Origin of the sequence: Bradyrhizobium sp. OAE829 (assembly GCF_040546575.1) — a bacterium.
Lineage (GTDB): Bacteria > Pseudomonadota > Alphaproteobacteria > Rhizobiales > Xanthobacteraceae > Bradyrhizobium.
Map to the genome: position 1 here is coordinate 4276230 of NZ_JBEPOE010000001.1, position 19694 is coordinate 4295923.

Here is a 19694-nt window from a genome sequence, read left to right on the forward strand (position 1 = left end):
CAAAGCCTGTTATCGGGCGGTACGGTCTCCGATTGCCGCGCCAAGGTCAACCTTGCGATGATATTCAGAATCAGTAGGCGCGCAAAATGAGTAGGCGCGCCGGTGGAACACGCGCTAAACAGGCACGATGTGGAAGGAAGCAAAAGCACCGTCGCTCGCCGAAATGGAAGCCATGGCGCATGAGGTTTTCGGGCGCCTGCCAAAGGGCTTTCGAACCCTTTGCGAGGGGGTGATCATCCGCGTCGACGATTTCCCGACCGACGAGGTCCTCGACGAAATGCAGGCGCAAAGCGAGTTCGACCTGCTCGGCCTGTTCCAGGGCCTCGGCCTGCCGCAGCAAAGCAATAACGACGTTGCCCGCCTGCCCAACATGATCTGGCTCTACCGGCGGCCGATCCTGGACTACTGGGCGGAGCATGAGGAAACGCTGGGCCACATCGTCCGGCACGTGCTGATTCACGAAATCGGCCACCATTTCGGGCTGTCGGATGCCGATATGGAGGCGATCGAGGCCCAAGCGGGGTAGGAACGGGTTAGGAGTAGCAGGGTAGGATTGCGCAAATTGGCCTTTTGCCGGGGCCGATTTCGCGATAAATCAACGGCCCTATCCCCTCATTTCAGCCGGGAAGTACGATCGATGGACAAGTTCACCACACTGGAAGGCGTCGCTGCGCCCCTGAAGATCATCAATGTCGACACCGACATGATCATTCCGAAGCAGTACCTGAAGACCATCAAGCGTACCGGCCTTGGCAAGGGTCTTTTTTCGGAACAGCGCTACAAGGATGACGGCAGCGAGAATCCGGACTTCATCCTCAACAAGCCCGCCTACCGCAATTCCAAGGTGCTGGTCGCCGGCGACAATTTCGGTTGCGGCTCGAGCCGCGAGCACGCGCCGTGGGCGCTGCTGGATTTCGGCATCCGCTGCGTGATCTCGACCTCGTTCGGCGACATCTTCTACAACAACTGCTTCAAGAACGGCATCCTGCCGATCCGCGTCACCCAGGACGACCTCGACAAACTGTTCGACGACGCCGAGCGCGGCGCCAACGCGACGCTGACCATCGACCTCGCGGCCCAGGAAATCCGCGGCCCCGACGGCGGCACCGTGAAGTTCGAGATCGACCCGTTCCGCAAGCATTGCCTGCTCAACGGTCTGGACGACATTGGCCTGACGATGGAGAAGAAGACTTCCATCGACACCTACGAGGCCAAGGCCAAGAAAGAGCGCGCCTGGGCCTGATCGCGGGTCGCCGCCTCGCTCGACAATAGTGAGGCGCCGCCGATGCGGCCTGACGTCGTCACCTTCTGGCATGGCCCGCTCGATGCGCTCCGGCTGACATGCCTGCGATCGCAGGTCGCAGCGGGCCACAAGGTCACCGTCTACAGTTTCGACCCGCTTGCCGGCCTGCCCGATGGCGTCGGCAACGCCGAGGCCGAAGCGATCCTGCCGCATTCCTTTTCCGAGCGGCTTCGCCCGCCGCAGCCGGACGGCAGCTGGCGCGACTGGACCATTCTGCAGTTCAGCGATTTCTTCCGCATGCGGCTGATGGCGGAGAAGGCCGGCCTGTGGCTCGACGCGGATGTCCTGCTGCTGAGGCCGGTCGAGCTCGATCCTGCAAAACCCTATTTCGCCTGGGAGCGGCCGCGCCAGCTCGGCAATTCGGTTTTGTATCTGCCGCCGAACGATCCGATTGTGACGGCGTTCGAAAATCTGATGAAGCAGGACGAGCTGACGCCGGACTGGCTGGCGCTGCGCCATCGCCTGACCTTCATGCTGCGGCAGCTCAGCGGCAAATCGAAACGCCTCTCCGATATCCGTGTTGCGATCTTTGGCCCGGCTGCGCTCACCGCACTCGCGCGCCGCGGAGGCGAATTGCAGCACGCATTGCCGAAGCAATCATTCTATGCGGTCCACGCCGAGCCGAAACTGTTTTTCGAGCAGACGGATTTTTCAGCGCTGCTCGCCGATCCCCAAATCATCGGGCTGCACATCTCGCCGAAAGGCCGCGGCGGGCAGAGGCCGATTCCCGGCAGTCTCTATGCATGGGCGACGGAGAGGTTTGGGCTCGCTGACTTACCCTCCCCTGGAGGGGGAGGGTAAAAAACTTAATGCCCCATCGCGGCGATCGCGTCCGCAATGGCGATGGTACGCTTGGCCATGTCGGCGTGCAGCCGTTCCACCATGCGGCCGTCGAGCTGGATGGCGCCGCGGGAGGCGTTTTCGGGCTGCTGGAACGCCGCGATGATCTTGCGGGCTTCCGCGACTTCCTCGGCCGGCGGCGTGAAGATCGCGTTGCAGGCCTCGATATGACTCGGATGGATCAGCGTCTTTCCGTCGAACCCGAGATCGCGCCCCTGCGCGCATTCAACCGCAAAGCCGTCGACGTTGCTGATATCGCTGTAGGGCCCGTCGAGGATTTCGAGCCCATGCGCGCGTGCCGCCAGGATGCAATGGATGATCATCGGGATCATCGCGGCCCGGCCCGGCTGCATCCGGATGCGAGTTTCGCGCGAAATGTCGTTCGGCCCGAACACAAAGCCCGCGAGACGCGTTTCCGAATCCCTCGACGCCGCGGCGAGCTTGTCCGCGTCCAGCACCGCGCGCGAAGTCTCGATCATGGCCCAGACCCGGATCGAGGTATCCGCGCCGATGTCGCTGAGGCGATCGGCGATGGCGTTGAGATCGGCGACGCTGGAAATCTTGGGAACCAGAATGCCGTCGGGCCGCGCCTTGCCGGCCATGGTGACGTCGTCGATCCACCACGGCGTATCCAGGCTGTTGACCCGGATCAGCACCTCGCGCTTGCCGAACCCGCCGGCCGCGATCGCGTTGGCGATCTGGTCACGGGCCAGCGCCTTGGCGTCCGGCGCCACCGAATCCTCAAGGTCGAGGATGATACCGTCGGCGGCAAGGTTGCGCGCCTTTTCCAGCGCCCGCGCATTCGATCCCGGCATGAACAACAGGCTGCGGCGCGGACGGATCATGGGCTGGTTTCCTAAGGGGCTTTTTGTACCCCACGCGATATCATTTCAAACGAGCCGCCGAAAGCCTTGTTCCGGTCATCGGTCTATGGTTAGGCAAGGGCCATGACCGCATTTCCGCAACATCTGCTCGACGGCTACCGGACCTTCACCTCGCAACGACTGCCTACAGAACAGTCACGCTACCGGGAACTGTCCGAGCGTGGCCAGTCGCCCGCTGTCATGGTGATCGGCTGCTGCGATTCCCGCGTCTCGCCGGAGGTGATCTTCGACGCCGGCCCGGGTGAACTGTTCGTGGTCCGCAACGTGGCCAATCTGGTGCCAGTCTATCAGCCCGACGGCGGCGCCCACGGCGTATCCGCGGCGCTCGAATATGCGGTCAACGTGCTCCGCATCAAGCATATCGTGGTGCTCGGCCACGCCCAGTGCGGAGGCATCAGGGCCTTCATCGACAAGATCGATCCGCTGTCGCCGGGCGATTTCATCGGCCGCTGGATGGCGATGTTCATCAAGCCGGGCGAAGTCGTCGAACAACGCGAACGCGAATCGATGCAGGATTTCACCGTCAGGATCGAGAAAGCCGCGATCTTCCGCTCACTCGAAAACCTGATGACGTTTCCGTTCGTCCGCACGCTGGTCGATCGCGGCGAGATGAATCTGCACGGCGCCTATTTCGGCGTCGCCGAAGGCTCGCTGTTCGTGCTCGATCCGACGGCGAAGGAATTCCGCGCCGTCAGCGAGATGCAAGGCAGCGTCTAGGGATTACGCTGCTTTCTTCTTCGCGCTGATCAGCTTGCGGTTGATCAGGCATTCGGCGATCTGCACCGCGTTCAGCGCCGCACCCTTGCGCAGATTGTCGGAAACGCACCATAGCGACAGCCCGTTCTCGACGGTCGCGTCCTCGCGGATGCGGCTGATATAGGTCGCATCTTCGCCGGCGGCTTCATAAGGCGTGACGTAACCGCCAGGCTCGTGCTTGTCGATCACGAGGCACCCCGGCGCATTGCGCAGGATGTTACGCGCTTCATCGGCTGTGATCGGATTCTCGAATTCGATATTGACGGCTTCCGAATGGCCGACGAACACCGGCACGCGCACGCAAGTCGCGGTCAGCCTGATTTTGGGATCAAGAATCTTCTTGGTCTCCATCATCATCTTCCACTCTTCCTTGGTGTAGCCGTCCTCCATGAACACGTCGATCTCGGGGATGACGTTGAAGGCGATACGCTTGGGGAATTTCTTGTTGATCAGTTCGCTGTTGGTGTAGACGGCCTTGGTCTGCGAAAACAATTCGTCCATCGCATCCTTGCCGGCGCCCGACACCGACTGGTAGGTCGCGACTACGACGCGCTTGATGGTGGCCTTGTCGTGCAGCGGCTTCAGCGCCACCACGAGTTGGGCGGTCGAGCAGTTCGGGTTGGCGATGATGTTCTTCTTGGTGAAGCCGGTCACGGCGTCGGCGTTCACTTCGGGCACGATCAGCGGCACGTCCGGATCCATCCGCCAGGCCGACGAATTGTCGATCACGACAGCGCCGGCGGCGCCGATCTTCGGCGACCATTCCTTCGACACCGCGCCGCCTGCCGACATCAGGCAGATGTCGATATCGGAGAAATCGTAGTGCTCGAGGGCCTTGCACTTCAGGGTGCGGTCGCCATACGAAACTTCCACGCCAACGCTGCGGCGTGACGCCAGCGCCACCACCTCGTCCGCGGGGAATTTGCGCTCGTCGAGAATGTTGAGCATTTCCCGCCCGACATTGCCGGTCGCTCCGACCAGCGCGACTTTGTAACCCATCGTTCACTCTCCGACGAAAAATGCCGTCCCCCCGCCCGCGGCGGAAAGGGAAGAGGCAGCGCTTCTATGCGAGAAACACCCTCAGTACAACGTTTGCAAGAACGTTTGACCGTTGCGTTTGGGCGTTTGATGCAGTCCTTTTCGGCCGAACCGGCCAAGTCCCATTACAAGTCCCATTATACGACGAGAATCCATCCGGCGCTGACCAGCTTTGCGGACGAGGTCTGCGGTACGCTGGCACGGCTGGTTGCGTATGTAGTGACCCTGGCCCTGCTCGCCATGGGCGGCATGGCGCTGTGGGAACAATTGCCCGATGCCGCGGCGATGGACCCCTCAGCCAGGGACGCCTCATTGAAGGGCGCCTGGAGCCTGGTCGACCGCTCGTCGCGCGCTTTTGCCGTCAGCCAGTTTGATCCGCACGACAAAACAGAGGCTTACGAGATTTTTCGGCACCCGAAGGGCGGCCGCCGGGACGTCTTCCAGTGGCGCGGCGCCGACAAAAGGCCGGTCGCCGAACTCGAGATCTATCGCCCGGGCGGCGAACTCGGCCATGCCGGCCCCGCGATCGCGGAGATCGCTGCCCGAATGGACCCGGGCGGCCTGCGCGAGCTGGAAGCCGCGGGCCTGATCGACAGCAAATTCGGTACCGTGACCCTGCTGCGCCTGATCAGCGGCGCTGAGGCGGCCCGCGGCTGCCTCGGATTCATGAAGCGCGTCAGCGACTCCAATATCCGTATCTCCGGCTGGTCGTGCCAGGGCGACAATCTGCCGGCCCGCCGGGCCGCGATCTCCTGCATGCTGAACCGGCTGACCCCGCTGAGCACCGGAAACGACCCCAAACTGGCGGAAATATTCGCCCGCGCCGAACTCAGGCGCGCGGACTGCGCGACATCAGCCGCGCCGGCCCTGTCGGCAGATTGGCTGACTGGCCGAGACAACCCGCAATTGCGCGGCGCCTTCTAATTGCCATACCGCGCCAAGATACTGGTTTTCATGAAACTTTTTCGCCAGTGCCGGCATTATTGTGGTCCGGTGTGGCGCAATTGACCTAGTGACGCCCACCCTGCCGCGGCTACAATGAGCGCCAACCCGATTTGGCGATCGGCCCCAACGGGCTGAGAATGACGAGGATGCGATGACCCCTAAATTCCCTGCTGCGAGCAAGCTCGTGGTGATGCTTGCTGCAGCCGCCCTCGTTGCGGTCGCCGCGACCGAAGCCAGCGCCCAGTCCAGGGCTCAATACGACAAGGACGGGCGCCCGTACTACGGACGCAGTGGCCCCAACCGGGTCTACCAGCAGGGTCCGAACACCCGCGTTTACGTCACGACGCGCTCCTGGCTCGACGCCGGCACCGAAGTGTTGCCGGGCGACCGCAAATTCCAGGACTACGCGTTCCCGCCGGACCTCGGCTACCCGTCATTCGCGCGCGAGAATCTCAATCGCCCGATCGACCGTCAGCCGCTCAACCCGCCGTCGGACATGGGCGGCTATCCGCAGCGCTTCCCGCTGTATTGATCGCAGCCAGTTCTCTTCATGCAAAAGCCCGGTCTCTCGACCGGGCTTTTTTCGTGCTGGCAACGCCGTCGCCTACGCGTGCAGCTTCTGCAATTCCTTCAATATCGCATCGCCCATCTGCGTGGTGCTGGCCGCCGTCGTTCCCTCGGACTTGATGTCAGCGGTACGCAGGCCGCTGGCGAGTACGGCGGCAATCGCCGCATCGACCTTGTCGGCGAGCGCGCCCATGTCGAACGAATAGCGCAGCGCCATCCCGAACGAGGAAATCATCGCGATCGGATTGGCGAGGCCTTTTCCGGCAATATCGGGCGCCGAACCGTGCACCGGCTCGAACAGCGAGCGGCGCTTCTTGGTCTTGGCGTCGATCTCGCCGAGCGAGGCCGAGGGCAGCATGCCGAGCGACCCCGTCAGCATCGCCGCGATGTCGGACAGCATGTCGCCGAACAGGTTGTCTGTCACGATGACGTCGAACGCCTTCGGCGCCTTGACGAGGTTCATGCCGCCGGAATCGGCGAGCTGATGCTCCAGTGTCACGTCCTTGTATTCGCGGGCGTGCACCTGCGTCACCACCTCGTTCCAGAGCACGCCTGACTTCATGACGTTGCGCTTTTCCATCGAGGTCAGCTTGTTGCGGCGTTTCCGCGCGAGATCGAAGGCGACCCGGGCGATGCGCTCGATCTCGTAGGTGTCATAGACCTGGGTGTCGACGGCGCGCTTCTGGCCGTTGCCGAGATCGGTGATGGTTTTCGGCTCGCCGAAATAGACCCCGCCGGTCAGCTCGCGCACGATCATGATGTCGAGGCCTTCGACGATCTCGCGCTTCAGGCTGGAGGCTTCCGCCAGCGCCGGATAGCACACCGCCGGGCGCAGATTGGCGAACAGACCGAGATCCTTGCGCAGCCGCAGCAATCCGGCCTCGGGCCGCACGTCATAAGGCACCGCGTCCCATTTCGGACCGCCGACCGCGCCGAAGATCACGGCATCGGCCGCCGTGGCCAGCGCCATGGTCGCATCCGTAATGCTTTGCTTGCTGGCGTCATAGGCGGAACCGCCGACCAGCCCCTGCTCGGTCTCGAAACGGGCGATGCCTTGCGCGTTGAGCCAGTCGATCAGGCGTTGCACCTCGCCCATCACTTCGGGGCCGATGCCGTCGCCGGGGAGAAGCAGCAGTTTATGGGTCGCCATGATCAGTTACCTCGGAGCTTGTTTGGTTGTCATTGCCGGGCTTGACCCGGCAATCCAGCTTCTTTGAAGACGATGGATGCCCGGGTCGAGTCCGGGCAGACAGCGGAGGAATTCCGCGGGAGTGCTAAAACGCCCGGGGCGGATTGGCAAGGCGGCTTGGACAGGCCACAAAGGCTGATAAGCCCGCCCCAAGACGGACATCTCGACCTCATGACCCCAGCCATCCTGTTCGCCTTCGCCTCGGCCGGCTTCCTGGGCGTGGGCGTGGTGACGGCGCAATTCGGGCTGCGAACGGTCGAGCCGCTGTCCGGGGCCGCAATCAGCGTCCCCTCGTTCACGCTATTGTTCCTGCTGGTCTCGCCCCTGCTGCTGGCCGGCGAGCCCGTGGTCTGGCGGGCCCTGCCGATCTTCGCCGCGATCGGGCTGGTATTTCCGGCGATGCTGACCCTGCTGACCTTTGCCTCCAACAGCGCGCTGGGCCCGGTCGTCACCTCGACGCTCGGCAATCTGGCGCCGCTGTTCGCGGTTTCGCTGGCCGTCGTTCTCCTGCATGAGCCGCTCCACCCGCTGCAATTCGCCGGCCTCGTCATCGCGGTGGCCGGCGCCGTGATCATCACCGTCACCCGGCCGCGCGATCTCGGCGACTGGCGGAGCTGGGCGCTGCTGCTGCCGCTCGCCAGCGCGCTGCTGCGCGGCGTCGTGCCGCCGATCGTCAAGCTTGGGTTAGAGATCTGGCCGAGCCCGCTGTGGGCCTGCCTGATCGGCTATGTCGTATCGTCCTTCGTGGTGCTGACCGTGCAGCGCGTCCGCAAGGGGAGCTTCGTCGTGACAGCGCCATGGCCGGGCCGGTTCTGGTTCGCCATGACCGGCATCTGCAACGGCCTCAGCCTGCTGTCGCTGTTCGCCGCATTGCGCAACGGCCCGATCACGCTGGTCGCACCCGTCGCCGCGATCTATCCGCTCGTCACCTTGCTGCTCAGCGCCATGGTGCTGCACCACGTACGGATCACACCGCGCATCGTCGCCGGCACGGTGCTGACGGTTGTCGGCGTAGCGCTGGTGCTGGTCGGCTGATGTTGCGCAAACGGCACGACACCATTGCTCCCTGCGCGGCTGTGCAAGCCGGCAGCCGCCTGTCACAATCGCCGCCTTGCCGGAGTATCCTGTGAAGGCCGCCGTTCAACCACCGTCCACCGCGCATCCCGCGTGGCTGATCCTCGTTCTGTCGCTGGCGCCGACGATCGGTCTTGGAATCGGCCGCTTCGCCTATGCCCTGGTGCTGCCGGACATGCGCGACGCGCTGGGCTGGTCCTATTCCGCGGCCGGCTTCATGAACACCATCAACGCCGTCGGCTATCTCGCGGGCGCGCTGCTCGCCTCGCGCATGATCCGGCGGTTTGGGCTGACGCGAACCGTGCGCTGGGGAACGCTCGCCGCCGTCATCTCGCTGGCGCTCTGCGCCGTCTCAGGCAATTTTTTCGTGCTGAGCTTTGCCCGGTTGCTGGCGGGCATCGGCGCCGCGGGCGGATTCGTCGGCGGCGCGGCGCTGGCGGCCACGATCGCACAGACGCGCCCCGATCGCGCCAATTTCCTGCTCAGCCTGTTTTACGCCGGGCCCGGGCTCGGTATCCTCGCGTCGGGGCTGATCGCGCCGTTCGTGCTGCAAGGTTTTGGGCCGGGATCGTGGTGGATCGTGTGGTGGGCGATGACGTTGCTCTCCGCCCTCCTGATCATGCCGCTGCTGCTGGCGCCGCTCGGCGGTGGCGTTGATATCGACAGCGCGGCACCAGCCAGATTCTCGGTCGGACCGGTACTGGCCTATCTCATCGGCTACTTCCTGTTCGGCGCCGGCTACATCGCCTACATGACCTTCATGATCGCCTATGTCCGCGATGGCGGCGGCGGAGCGGCGGCGCAGAGCCTGTTCTGGAGCCTGATCGGGATGAGTGCGTTCGCGACGCCCTGGGTATGGCGGCGGGTGCTGGCGCTGGATCGCGGCGGTCTCACCACCGCAATTATTCTGGGCGTCAACGCGATCGGCGCGGCGCTGCCGATCTTCGGGCACTCGCCGCTGTTGCTGGCGATCTCGGCGCTGGTGTTCGGTGTTGCGTTCTTCGCGGTGGTGGGATCGACCACCGCCTTCGTGCGCTTCAACTATCCGCCATCCACCTGGCCTATGGGGATCGCGGCGATGACCATTTCGTTCGGCATCGGCCAGACGCTGGGGCCGATCGTGGTCGGCGCGATCACCGACGCGGTGGGCAGTCTTTCGTTCGCGCTCAACGTTTCCGCGGCGATGCTGGCGACCGGCGCGGTCTTGTGCGCGTTTCAGAAGCGGCTGAAGACGACCGCGTAGGGTGGGTGGAGCGCAGCGATACCCACCGCCGGTGTGACAGCCAGGATGGCGGGTATCGCTGCGCTCCACCCACCCTACGAAACGACGAAGCTAGCTTCCGCTGAACGAATTGTATCCCTGGTCTTCCCAGAAGCCGCCCTTGTAGTCGTTGGTGACTTCCATCGAGAGCACGTATTTCGGACTCTTGAAGCCGAGCTTTGTCGGCACGCGAATCCTCATCGGGAAACCATAGGCGCGCGGCAGGATTTCATCGGCGAACTTGAAACTCATCTGGGTCTGCGCATGCAGCGCGCTGCGCATGTCGAGCGGCGAATTGTAGCCGTCCTTGTCGGCGCACTGGAACCAGACATATTTGGCGCGCATGTCGGCACCGACGATTTTCAGGAAATCGTGCAGCGGCGTGCCGGTCCAACTGCCGATCGCGCTCCAGCCCTCGACGCAGATGTGGCGCGTGACCTGCTTGACCTGCGGCAGCTTGTAGAGCTCCTCCAGCGTCCACGACTTCCTGTTCTCGACCAGGCCCCGCACCTCGAGCTTCCAGTCCTTGGCCTCGATCTCGGGAGCCTCGTCGAGGCTGTAATAACCGTTGAACGGGAACGGCTTGGTGATCGCGCTTTCCGGGAAGGTCGGCGCCATCGCATCGGGATTGAACATCCACGCCTGCACAGCGTCATTGAATTTCGAGACCTGCTTGAGCATCTCCTCGGCCGAAAATTGGTCCGTCACGTCGCAGCCGGTGAGCAGCGTCAGCGCGCCAAGGCTGGCGCCGCCGGAGATGAAGCGCCGGCGCGTCAGGTCCGGCATCGTCTTGACGGCGTCCCGGACCAGCAGGGTCTTGTCGACGCCGGGGATTAAAAGGTTACGCAAGCGGCCCATGATATTTCTCCAAGGAGTCTCTTACTTGAGCATGATCTTTTCGGAAAACCGGTTCCCACTTTTCCGGATCATGCTCTAGCGACCGATAATCATCGCGCGCAAACTCTTCGGCACCAGCAACGCGAGCACGACATGCACCACCATGAAGGCGACGATCGCGGCCATGCAGAAGAAGTGGACGTAACGGGCGGCTTCGTAGCCGCCGAACATTGCCGTCAGGTATTGCAGCTGCACCGGCTTCCAGATCGCCAGACCCGACAGCACGATCAGGATGCCGACCACGATGATGCCGGCATAGAGCAGCTTCTGCACGTAATTGTATTTGGTCAGATCCTCATGCGACAGCTTGCCGGTCAGCGCCGCCTTGGTATCGGCAAGCACGCCCTCCGGCGTGATCGGCAGCAGCTTCTTGCGGAAGCGGCCGGTGGCGAGCCCCAAAGCGAGGTAGATCAGGCCGTTGACCATCAACAGCCACATCGCGGCAAAGTGCCAGAGCAGCGCGCCGCCGAGCCAGCCGCCCAGCGTGATGCTGTCCGAGAAGGTGAAGTCGAACAGCGGGGAGGCGTTGTAGATCTTCCATCCCGACATGATCATCAGGACCATCGCAAAGGCGTTAGTCCAGTGCAGCGCCCGCACCCAGGCCGGCTGAATGACCTTGGCCTTGGTGGCTGCTTTGGCGCTGGCTTGCTCGTCGCTGGCTGCAATGCTCGACATGGCCTGTTCCGTCGTTGCAATGGGTTACCGGTTTATACGCCGGGAACCGGGTTTTCGTTACTGCCCAGATGCTATCAGATCGATGCAGGGAGCCTATCGAGTTCACGAAAAAGCGAGCCGGGTCGCCCCGGCTCGCCTATCCACGCATCCCGTTGGGACTAATCAGGCGTGCGCGGAGATCACGAAGCCGGCATCAGCACGGTATCGATCACATGGATCACGCCGTTGGACTGGTTGACGTTCGAGATCGTGACCATCGAGGTTCCGCCCTTGGCGTCGACGATCCAGACCTTGCTGCCGTCGAGCTTCACGGTCAGCTGTTCGCCTTCGGCGGTCTTGAGCTTCATGCCGTCCTTGAGGTCGGCGGCGGCAAGCTTGCCGGGCACGACATGGTAGGTCAGGATCTTGGTCAGGGTCGCCTTGTTCTCAGGCTTCACCAGCGTGTCGACGGTGCCGGCCGGCAGCTTGCCGAAGGCGGCGTTGGTCGGCGCGAACACCGTGAACGGGCCCTTGCTTTCCAGGGTTTCGACCAGACCGGCGGCCTTCACGGCGGCAACCAGCGTGGTGTGGTCCTTGGAGTTGACGGCGTTCTGGACGATGTTCTTCGAGGGGAACATCGCGGCGCCGCCGACCATCACGGTCTTTTCTTCCGCGCTTGCCGGCGCGGACACAGTGGCGGTGAGCGCGAGCACGCTGAAGGCGGCGGCGGTCAGATAAGCGATACGGTTCGACATGGATCTTCTCCCGATGATTGAGGTCTCCGGCGGAGGGCCGCCGGTGCTGAGAACAACGACGCTGGTCGGTTGACCGTTTTCGTCGTCGTTGGCCGAGCTACGGGAGGTTTTTCGGGCAGTTTCGGCGGATAATTTATCGTGATGGCTGAAACTTTCGGGAGGGTGGAACGTGGGGGGCATCCGGTAATGGGGGACGTCATTGCGAGCGAAGCGAAGCAATCCATTCTTTCTTTGCGTGGCGGCATGGATTTCTTCGCTGCGCTCGCAATGACGTGGAAATAGTTTCGCGTTCCCGCGACGCATTGCGCCCGAGGTTTGCAGAGAACTTTCGCCCTCTCAATCCAGAGGGCGCAGGGAATGCCGGATGCGCGCTGCACCCGCGGTCTCGTGTGCGAATAGTGCAAAAGAAAGCTGCACACGAGCATACAGGGCAGCGGAGAACATCCGACATTCCCTGCGCAATGGCTTTACGGCTTATGACGCGCTCTCCCCGGTGAGACGGCCTCTATTGCCACCGTCGCCCCTCGGAAGCGTTGGCTCCCGAAAGACTTGACGCCGTTACGGGCGCCAGGACCACACGCTTTCGCCGTACGCCTTTGCCGCGACCGTCAATCGCAACATCAGCGTCCACCGCGACCCGCCCCTCGTTGTGACGATGGCCAACGCCCCTCTGAGTGGGACGGGATGGCTATTGATGTGCAGGTGATTTGGGGTGGAAGGAAAGAGAAATATTTTTGATTTTCGGAAATTTTCTGCTTGACACGAATTCCGCAAATCGGAAGTGAGTTGCCCGTCGGGCCAGTTTGTCGCAGCTGCTGCGTTCACTTGCAGAGGCGAACCGCGCGAACGGTCGGCTCCCTCCCCCCTTGCGGGGGAGGGCTGGGGAGAGGGGTAAGCCACACACACTGCCGTTGCCGCCACCCCCCTCCCTAACCCTCCCCCGCAAGGGGGGAGGGAACGAGACAGCAACTCACGCAATCACAAACGCTTCGATTGCTTGCTCCACCGGCCGATCCGCCAGATCGGCGCGCACCAGGCGCACCGTGATCCCGACCTTGCTGAGCGTGTGCGGGATCGGCGGGCTGAACTTGGCGACGCCGACGGTGATGGCGTCGATCAACGCAAAGCGCCGCAGCAGGCCGATCGCAACGGCTTCACCGAGCGCTTCCAGCGTTTGATATTTCGTCGCGCCGGCAAGACTCACGGCAGCATCCACCACGGCATCGTAGCGGATCGAGGCATCCAGCCTGTCGTCCCGGTGCGTCGGCGCCGCCTTCAGCGTCGCGTCGATGTCGAAGGTGAATTTCTGGCCGAGCCTGCGTTCTTCCTCGAACAGGCCGTGGTACCCGAACGTCTGCAATCCGGCGATCTGGATGGTCGTCAACATGGGCGCTCCTTCTCTTAGAAGGTGGATCGGACTTCTCCGATTGCCCAGGCGCGCGGCTGAATACCTCGCGCTTCCCGATGGTGCCCCATCTGCGATCGCCAGTCGCGCGAGAGGGTGAGTATACGAGCACGATTGACGTCACTCAAGACCCGTAGCCCGGATGGAGCGAAGCGTAATCCGGGGCTGCCGCATCCGCTGACGGATTTGTCCCGGATTGCGCTTCGCTCCATCCGGGCTACAGGGAACGCAATCAATCGTTGCTCGCCGGCGTCTGGATGAAGCCGCGATTGTGTGTCGGGCTGATCAGGATCTCGTTGACGCAGACGCGCGGCGGCAGGCTGGCGACGAACGCGATGGTGCGGCCGCAATCCTCGGGCTGCAGCATCTTCGCCAATTGGGTTTCGTTCGGCGGCACCGGGCGCGATTTCAGGATCGGGGTCGCGACCTCGCCGGGCGACAGGCAGCAGGCGCGCAGCCCGTTGACGCATTCGTCCATGTTGAAGGAATGGGTCAGCGCCAGCACCGCATGCTTGGTCGTGGTGTAGGCCGGGCCCGTCATCTTCGAGACATGACGACCGGCCCAGGACGCGACGTTGATGATGCAGCCATCCTGCTGCTTGCGCATCGCCGGCAGCACGGCGTGCATGCAGAACATGACGCCGTTGAGGTTGATATTGACGACCTTGTCCCAGCCCTCCGGTTCCACATCCGCCCAACTCCGCTTCGGTACGTTGACGCCGGCACTGTTGACCAGGAGGTCGATCCGGCCGTGCTTGGCGAGGATCTGTTCCGCCGCCTTGTTGACGTTGGCCCTGCTGCTGACATCGAGCGCGATCGCCTCGGCCTTGCCGCCCTTTTTGGTGATGTTGGCCACGACCCGGTCCAGCTCGGCCTGGCGGCGTCCCGAGACCACGACGATCCAGCCGTCCGCCGCGAGATGCTCCGCGCCGGATTCACCGATTCCCGTGCCGCCGCCCGTCACCCAGGCCACGCGTTTCCCATTATTTGACATGCAAACTGTCTCCGTTGCTTTTTGAGGGGCCTTTTTGCTAATCCAGCCACCTGATGCCCCTCAGGGAATGTTGCATGAACACCACCGCCAGCGCCAACCTGTTTTCCCGCCTGTTCGACAAGCTCGACGATCCCTCCCGGCTCGCGATCGAGATGCTCGACGGCACGCGCATCAGCTATGCCGACCTGATCGCCCGCGCCGGCCAGATGGCGAATGTGCTGGTCTCAAGGGGCGTCAAACCGGGAGACCGCGTGGCGGCGCAGACCGAAAAATCCGTGCCGGCGCTGGTCCTCTATCTTGCCACGGTACGATCAGGCGCGGTGTATCTGCCGCTCAACACCGCCTATACGCTGAACGAGCTGGAGTATTTCATCACCGACGCCGAGCCGTCGCTGGTGGTGTGCGATCCCTCCAAGGCGGAGGGCATCGGCGCGATCGCGGCCAAGGTCAACGCCAAGGTCGAAACGCTCGATGCCAACGGCAAGGGCTCGCTGACGGACGCCGCCGCCAAGGCGGATGCTTCGTTTGCAACGGTCGCCCGCGCCAGCGACGACCTCGCTGCGATCCTCTACACGTCGGGCACCACGGGCCGTTCCAAGGGCGCGATGCTGACGCACGACAATCTCACCTCGAACTCGCTCTCGCTGGTCGATTATTGGCGCTTCACCAGGGACGACGTGCTGATCCACGCGCTGCCGATCTACCACACCCACGGCCTGTTCGTGGCCAGCAACGTCACGCTGTTCGCGCGCGCTTCGATGATCTTCCTGCCGAAGCTCGATCCCGAACTGATCATCAAGCTGATGGCGCGCTCAACCGTGCTGATGGGGGTGCCGACCTTCTACACGCGGCTGCTGCAGAGCCCGGCGCTGACGAAGGAATCCGCCAAACACATGCGGCTGTTCATTTCCGGCTCCGCGCCGCTGCTCGCCGACACCCATCGCGAATGGTCGGCGCGGACAGGTTTTGCCATCCTCGAGCGCTACGGCATGACCGAAACCAACATGAACACCTCCAACCCCTATGACGGCGACCGCGTGCCCGGCGCCGTCGGCCTGCCGCTGCCCGGCGTCTCGTTGCGCGTCACCGATCCCGAAACCGGCAAGGAGATCGCGCGCGACAGCATCGGCATGATCGAGGTCAAGGGCCCCAACGTCTTCAAGGGCTACTGGCGGATGCCGGAGAAGACAAAAGCCGAGTTCCGCGACGACGGCTTCTTCATCACCGGCGATCTCGGCAAGATCGACGACAAGGGCTATGTGCACATCCTCGGCCGCGGCAAGGACCTGGTGATCTCCGGCGGCTTCAACGTCTACCCGAAGGAAATCGAGAGCGAGATCGACGCCATGCCGGGCGTGATCGAATCCGCCGTGATCGGCGTGCCGCATGCGGACTTTGGCGAAGGCGTCACCGCGGTCGTGGTCTGCAACAAGGGCGCCGATATCAGCGAAGCCTCGGTGCTGAATGCGCTCGACGGGCGTCTTGCAAAGTTCAAGATGCCGAAACGCGTCTTCGTCGTCGATGAATTGCCGCGCAACGCGATGGGCAAGGTGCAGAAGAATATTCTGCGGGATACTTACGCAAAGATTTACGCAAAATAGAGCCATTCCCTGTCCGGATGAGGCGGCGCCTGTGCCGGCGCCGACGAAGCCGCGATGATGGGTTCCACGACGGCCGAGTTCCATGGCGCGCGGCGCATGTGAACGATTTTTGGGCATTGCCACTTAACCGAAAAATTCCGTTTCGCGGATAGCGTGACGAATGGCTCGTTGTAACTCCCGTAATATTACGGTCGTTTTGAAACGGCGAGCCGGTTTGGTTTTCGGAAGCGATGGCGATCAGGCCAAACCGCCTTCCAGGTGATGTTACCGATGTTGTTGCACGTCGTCGCAGATCAACCGGATCGAATCTCGACGCTCCGCATGCTGCTGGGGGCGCAGTGCAGCGTCAGCTCGTCCCTGCTCCGCAAGGAACACAACGTCCCGAAGAATTGCGACGCCGCCATCGTCAGCGTCGATCTTCGAAACGCCGACAACATCACAGCGCTCAAGGAGCTGTCGGCGAAATTCAAGGGCGCCAGGCGAAAGATCTTCATCATCGATCAGAAGGCGCGGCTGTTTGCGGCGCAGGCCTATGCGCTTGGCGCCACGCACGTGCTGTTCAACCCGGTCACCGCGCGGTCGCTGCTCGCGCTGCTGATCGACCCCGGTTCGATCGAGCTCACTGACGACGCCGGCGGCCGGGAAACCGGCCAAGGCGCGCGCGGCGCGGCCTCGGCAGGCGCCGCCTCGCTGGCGCTGATGTTCGCCGCGGTGCTGCATGGCCAGCCGATCGACGTCGCGGACGCCAAATCGGCCGCCTGCAAGATTTCCCACTGCGTTGCCGAGGATGGTCTCTCCGAATGGCTGGAAGTCGTCCGCCGCCACCATGAGGGCACCTATCAGCATTGCCTGCTGGTGACGGGAACGGCGGTCGCCTTCGGACTGAGCCTGGGATTGGCCGAGGCTGACATCGAGCGGCTGTATTCGGCGGCGATGTTCCACGACATCGGCAAAGCCAAGATTCCCCTCGCGGTGCTCGACAAGCCCAGCCGCCTCGAGCCGGGCGAACGCGCGTTGATCGAAACCCATCCGGCGGCCGGGCACACCATCCTGAAGGGGACGCGCGGCATCTCGGCGGAAATCCTGCACGCGGTCCGGCACCACCATGAATATCTCGACGGCAGCGGATATCCCGATGCGCTTTGCGCCGAAAGCATTTCCGACCTGGTCCGGATCCTGACCATCGCCGATATTTTTGCGGCGCTGATCGAATTTCGCCAGTACCGCCCCGCGATGCCACGTGCGCAAGCCTATGAAATTCTGGGCTCCATGCACGGCAAGCTGGAAGCCCCGCTCGTCAAGGCATTCCGGGAAGTCGCGTTGAATCGCTGAGGGGCGCGCGAACGCGCCGCTTCATGTCGATAATGCTTCCTACAGCAGGCTTATCACAAACCGGCTGCCGACAATGAAGAGATAGCAGCCGAACGCGATCTCCAGGTTGCGCTTTGACATCGCATGCGCCGCGCGCACGCCGAGCGGCGCGGTGAGAAGGCTGGTCGGCATCACAAGCAGGGTGCCGATCAGCGAGACGAAGCCGATCGCGAACGGCAGCTGCAACGCGGTGACGTCAGGATAGCGCGCCGCCGCGGGCCAGCCGGCATAGATGTAGCCGAGCGCGCCGGGGATCGAGATCAGCACCGCCAGCGCCGAGGAGGTCGCGACCGCCTGGTGAATAGGACGGCCATAGAACGTCATCAGAAGATTGGCGAACAGGCCGCCGCCGACCCCCATCAGGGTCGACAGCAGGCCGATGAAGAAACCATAGAGCCGCATCAGCGGACCCTTTGGGACGTCGTCGCCGAATCTCCAGTTGTCGCGCGACAGCAGCAGGCGCGCGGCGGCCGACCATGCCACGCCGACGAAGACGATCTTGAACAGCCGCTCGGGCGCGTAGCGCGCGGTGATGCTGCCGGCGATGACGCCGATGATGATCGGCAGCCACCACAATTTGAGCACGCCCAGATCAACCGCGCCGCGGGCGTGATGGGCGCGAAACGAACGGATCGAGGTCGGGATGATGATCGCGAGCGAAGTGCCGATGCAGAGCGGCATCCGCACCTCCAGCGGAACGCCCGCAAGGCGGAAGCACTCATAGAACACCGGCACCAGGATCGCGCCGCCGCCGATCCCGAAGATGCCGGCGAAAAACCCCGACACCGCGCCGACCGCAACCAGCATCAGCGCCAGTTCGACAAGCTCGACGAGATTAAGTCCGGCCATCACCATCCCGCCTGCGCGTTGAGGAACAATGCAGCGTTACCCGACGAATCGGGGCGCGACCATTGCCGCGCCAGCGGCAGCTGTTGCGATCAAATGCAGGGCTTGAAATGCAAGGTTGGGCCGAGGGTGCGCTGCCAGGGCGTGCGCTGGATTCGCATATCCGGTCGGCTCTGCCGGAATAGCGTGAACGCGCTCGGGAACGGCCGCGAAGGGACGCCGTCCGCTCCACGACTTCGGGCCGCCGGTCACGCCTCCGCCGACCCCTTTATACACGCAGGCGGCGACAGCTCATCACAACAAACGAACAATGATTCGTTCTTTCCGTGCGCGAGCGCAAGCGTGGTATACCAAGCCGCTGATCGCCCTCGTTTCATCCTTGATCTAGTAATGAACGACCGTTCGATTTCGTGGCATTTGATCGTTGCGCTCGCTGGTTCGACTACGTAAATAGAATTGCTTTAACGCGATCCCCGATGGGCCGCACCACGTCCCGCCAACTTCAAAGCCGCCGATGACCGCCAGGATCGAACGACCGCTTTCTCCCCATCTGCAGACCTACCGCTGGACGCTGACGATGGCGCTGTCCATCGTCCACCGCGCCACCGGCGTGGCGCTGTATTTCGGAACCCTGCTGCTGGCCTGGTGGCTGATCGCCGCCGCTTCCGGCCCCGGCGCCTACGCCAATGTGCAGGCTTTTACCGGCAGCTTCATCGGACGCTTGATCGTGTTCGGTTACACCTGGGCGCTGATGCATCATTTGCTGTCGGGTCTGCGGCATCTGGTCTGGGACCTCGGCTACGGCTTCAAGGCCAATGAGCGTGAGGCCCTGACCTGGGGCGCGCTGATCGGCGGTATTTCGCTGACCATCCTGGTCTGGATCGTCGCCTACATGACCATCGGAGGCGGACGATGAACGCGCCCAAGTCGCCTTCCATGCGCACGCCTCTCGCGCGCGTCCGCGCCCTCGGCTCCTCGCATTCCGGTACCTCCGATTTCTGGCGTCAGCGCCTCACCGCGGTCGCGATGACCTTGCTGATCGTGCCTGTCATCGTGGTGGTGCTGATGCTGCTCGGCAGCAACCAGGCCGGCGCCAAGCAAATCTTCAGCTCGGTGCCAATCGCCATCATCATGCTGCTCTTCATCCTCGCCAGTGCCTGGCACATGAAGATCGGCATGCAGGTCGTGATCGAAGACTATGTGCACAATGAGAAGGTCAAGCTCGCCAGCGTGATGGCCAATAATTTCTTCTGTATCGCGGTGGCGCTCGCCTCCATTTACGCGATCCTCAAAATGTCATCGGGAGTTTAACCC

At 63.1% G+C, this 19694-nt stretch carries 21 protein-coding genes and 1 riboswitch; of the genes, 12 read left to right on the forward strand and 9 right to left on the reverse strand.

Features of this window, described 5'->3' with window-relative positions:
- The first annotated feature begins 127 nt into the window (after positions 1–127).
- The 3 genes from ABIE49_RS20655 to ABIE49_RS20665 all read left to right on the forward strand — a co-directional run bounded on the left by ABIE49_RS20655 (position 128) and on the right by ABIE49_RS20665 (position 2104).
- A complete protein-coding gene (locus ABIE49_RS20655; protein WP_192739337.1) occupies positions 128–526 on the forward strand; it encodes a metallopeptidase family protein in 399 nt (132 codons plus the stop codon).
- Between the two features lie 111 nt (positions 527–637).
- A complete protein-coding gene (gene leuD, locus ABIE49_RS20660) occupies positions 638–1243 on the forward strand; it encodes a 3-isopropylmalate dehydratase small subunit (RefSeq protein ID WP_192739338.1) in 606 nt (201 codons plus the stop codon).
- Between the two features lie 42 nt (positions 1244–1285).
- Complete coding sequence (locus tag ABIE49_RS20665; RefSeq protein WP_192739339.1) at positions 1286–2104, forward strand: glycosyltransferase family 32 protein; 819 nt, start codon at positions 1286–1288, stop codon at positions 2102–2104.
- Positions 2105–2109: 5 nt separating this feature from the next.
- Here ABIE49_RS20665 and ABIE49_RS20670 read toward each other — a convergent pair whose 3' ends face one another.
- The gene (locus ABIE49_RS20670; protein ID WP_192739340.1) at positions 2110–2988 is read right to left on the reverse strand and encodes an HpcH/HpaI aldolase/citrate lyase family protein; all 879 of its coding nucleotides are present in this window, start codon (positions 2986–2988) and stop codon (positions 2110–2112) included.
- A 102-nt stretch (positions 2989–3090) separates the two neighbouring features.
- Between ABIE49_RS20670 and ABIE49_RS20675 the strand changes: the two genes are divergently transcribed.
- On the forward strand, positions 3091–3744 hold the full coding sequence (locus ABIE49_RS20675; protein ID WP_192739341.1) for a carbonic anhydrase: 654 nt from the start codon (positions 3091–3093) through the stop codon (positions 3742–3744).
- A gap of 3 nt (positions 3745–3747) precedes the next feature.
- On the opposite strand, the gene ABIE49_RS20680 is transcribed toward ABIE49_RS20675, so the two are convergent.
- The gene (locus ABIE49_RS20680) at positions 3748–4782 is read right to left on the reverse strand and encodes an aspartate-semialdehyde dehydrogenase (RefSeq protein ID WP_192739342.1); all 1035 of its coding nucleotides are present in this window, start codon (positions 4780–4782) and stop codon (positions 3748–3750) included.
- Between the two features lie 129 nt (positions 4783–4911).
- Here ABIE49_RS20680 and ABIE49_RS20685 point away from each other — a divergent pair, with 129 nt between their 5' ends.
- Positions 4912–5745 carry a hypothetical protein gene (locus tag ABIE49_RS20685; protein WP_192739343.1) on the forward strand — a complete coding sequence of 278 codons (834 nt, stop codon included), beginning with the start codon at positions 4912–4914 and terminating at the stop codon, positions 5743–5745.
- Positions 5746–5917: 172 nt separating this feature from the next.
- Positions 5918–6298: a hypothetical protein gene (locus ABIE49_RS20690; protein ID WP_192739344.1), complete on the forward strand. Its 381-nt coding sequence runs from the start codon at positions 5918–5920 to the stop codon at positions 6296–6298.
- A gap of 72 nt (positions 6299–6370) precedes the next feature.
- On the opposite strand, the gene leuB is transcribed toward ABIE49_RS20690, so the two are convergent.
- The gene (leuB, locus tag ABIE49_RS20695) at positions 6371–7483 is read right to left on the reverse strand and encodes a 3-isopropylmalate dehydrogenase (protein WP_192739345.1); all 1113 of its coding nucleotides are present in this window, start codon (positions 7481–7483) and stop codon (positions 6371–6373) included.
- Between the two features lie 210 nt (positions 7484–7693).
- Here leuB and ABIE49_RS20700 point away from each other — a divergent pair, with 210 nt between their 5' ends.
- Together ABIE49_RS20700 and ABIE49_RS20705 are read left to right on the forward strand one after the other, a co-directional pair.
- The gene (locus ABIE49_RS20700) at positions 7694–8557 is read left to right on the forward strand and encodes an EamA family transporter (protein WP_192739346.1); all 864 of its coding nucleotides are present in this window, start codon (positions 7694–7696) and stop codon (positions 8555–8557) included.
- Between the two features lie 91 nt (positions 8558–8648).
- The gene (locus tag ABIE49_RS20705) at positions 8649–9839 is read left to right on the forward strand and encodes a YbfB/YjiJ family MFS transporter (protein ID WP_192739347.1); all 1191 of its coding nucleotides are present in this window, start codon (positions 8649–8651) and stop codon (positions 9837–9839) included.
- Positions 9840–9929: 90 nt separating this feature from the next.
- Here ABIE49_RS20705 and ABIE49_RS20710 read toward each other — a convergent pair whose 3' ends face one another.
- The 5 genes from ABIE49_RS20710 to ABIE49_RS20730 all read right to left on the reverse strand — a co-directional run bounded on the left by ABIE49_RS20710 (position 9930) and on the right by ABIE49_RS20730 (position 14562).
- Positions 9930–10715 carry a molybdopterin-dependent oxidoreductase gene (locus ABIE49_RS20710; protein WP_192739348.1) on the reverse strand — a complete coding sequence of 262 codons (786 nt, stop codon included), beginning with the start codon at positions 10713–10715 and terminating at the stop codon, positions 9930–9932.
- A gap of 75 nt (positions 10716–10790) precedes the next feature.
- A complete protein-coding gene (locus tag ABIE49_RS20715; protein WP_192739349.1) occupies positions 10791–11429 on the reverse strand; it encodes a cytochrome b/b6 domain-containing protein in 639 nt (212 codons plus the stop codon).
- Positions 11430–11608: 179 nt separating this feature from the next.
- Complete coding sequence (locus tag ABIE49_RS20720) at positions 11609–12163, reverse strand: fasciclin domain-containing protein (protein ID WP_192739350.1); 555 nt, start codon at positions 12161–12163, stop codon at positions 11609–11611.
- Positions 12164–13133: 970 nt separating this feature from the next.
- A complete protein-coding gene (gene folB / locus ABIE49_RS20725) occupies positions 13134–13550 on the reverse strand; it encodes a dihydroneopterin aldolase (RefSeq protein WP_192739351.1) in 417 nt (138 codons plus the stop codon).
- Positions 13551–13585: 35 nt separating this feature from the next.
- Positions 13586–13666, reverse strand: a riboswitch (ZMP/ZTP riboswitch).
- A 134-nt stretch (positions 13667–13800) separates the two neighbouring features.
- Positions 13801–14562, reverse strand: coding sequence for an SDR family oxidoreductase (locus tag ABIE49_RS20730; RefSeq protein WP_192739352.1), 762 nt, complete (start codon positions 14560–14562; stop codon positions 13801–13803).
- Positions 14563–14636: 74 nt separating this feature from the next.
- Between ABIE49_RS20730 and ABIE49_RS20735 the strand changes: the two genes are divergently transcribed.
- Together ABIE49_RS20735 and ABIE49_RS20740 are read left to right on the forward strand one after the other, a co-directional pair.
- The gene (locus ABIE49_RS20735) at positions 14637–16163 is read left to right on the forward strand and encodes a malonate--CoA ligase (protein WP_192739353.1); all 1527 of its coding nucleotides are present in this window, start codon (positions 14637–14639) and stop codon (positions 16161–16163) included.
- 270 nt (positions 16164–16433) lie between these two features.
- A complete protein-coding gene (locus ABIE49_RS20740; protein WP_192739354.1) occupies positions 16434–17495 on the forward strand; it encodes an HD-GYP domain-containing protein in 1062 nt (353 codons plus the stop codon).
- Positions 17496–17534: 39 nt separating this feature from the next.
- Here ABIE49_RS20740 and ABIE49_RS20745 read toward each other — a convergent pair whose 3' ends face one another.
- Entirely contained in the window at positions 17535–18389 is an 855-nt protein-coding gene (locus tag ABIE49_RS20745) for a sulfite exporter TauE/SafE family protein (RefSeq protein ID WP_210337495.1), read from the reverse strand.
- Between the two features lie 505 nt (positions 18390–18894).
- Here ABIE49_RS20745 and sdhC point away from each other — a divergent pair.
- Both sdhC and sdhD read left to right on the forward strand, forming a co-directional pair.
- Positions 18895–19296: a succinate dehydrogenase, cytochrome b556 subunit gene (sdhC, locus tag ABIE49_RS20750; RefSeq protein ID WP_192739356.1), complete on the forward strand. Its 402-nt coding sequence runs from the start codon at positions 18895–18897 to the stop codon at positions 19294–19296.
- 20 nt (positions 19297–19316) lie between these two features.
- Positions 19317–19691, forward strand: coding sequence for a succinate dehydrogenase, hydrophobic membrane anchor protein (sdhD, locus tag ABIE49_RS20755; RefSeq protein WP_192739457.1), 375 nt, complete (start codon positions 19317–19319; stop codon positions 19689–19691).
- Positions 19692–19694 lie beyond the last annotated feature (3 nt).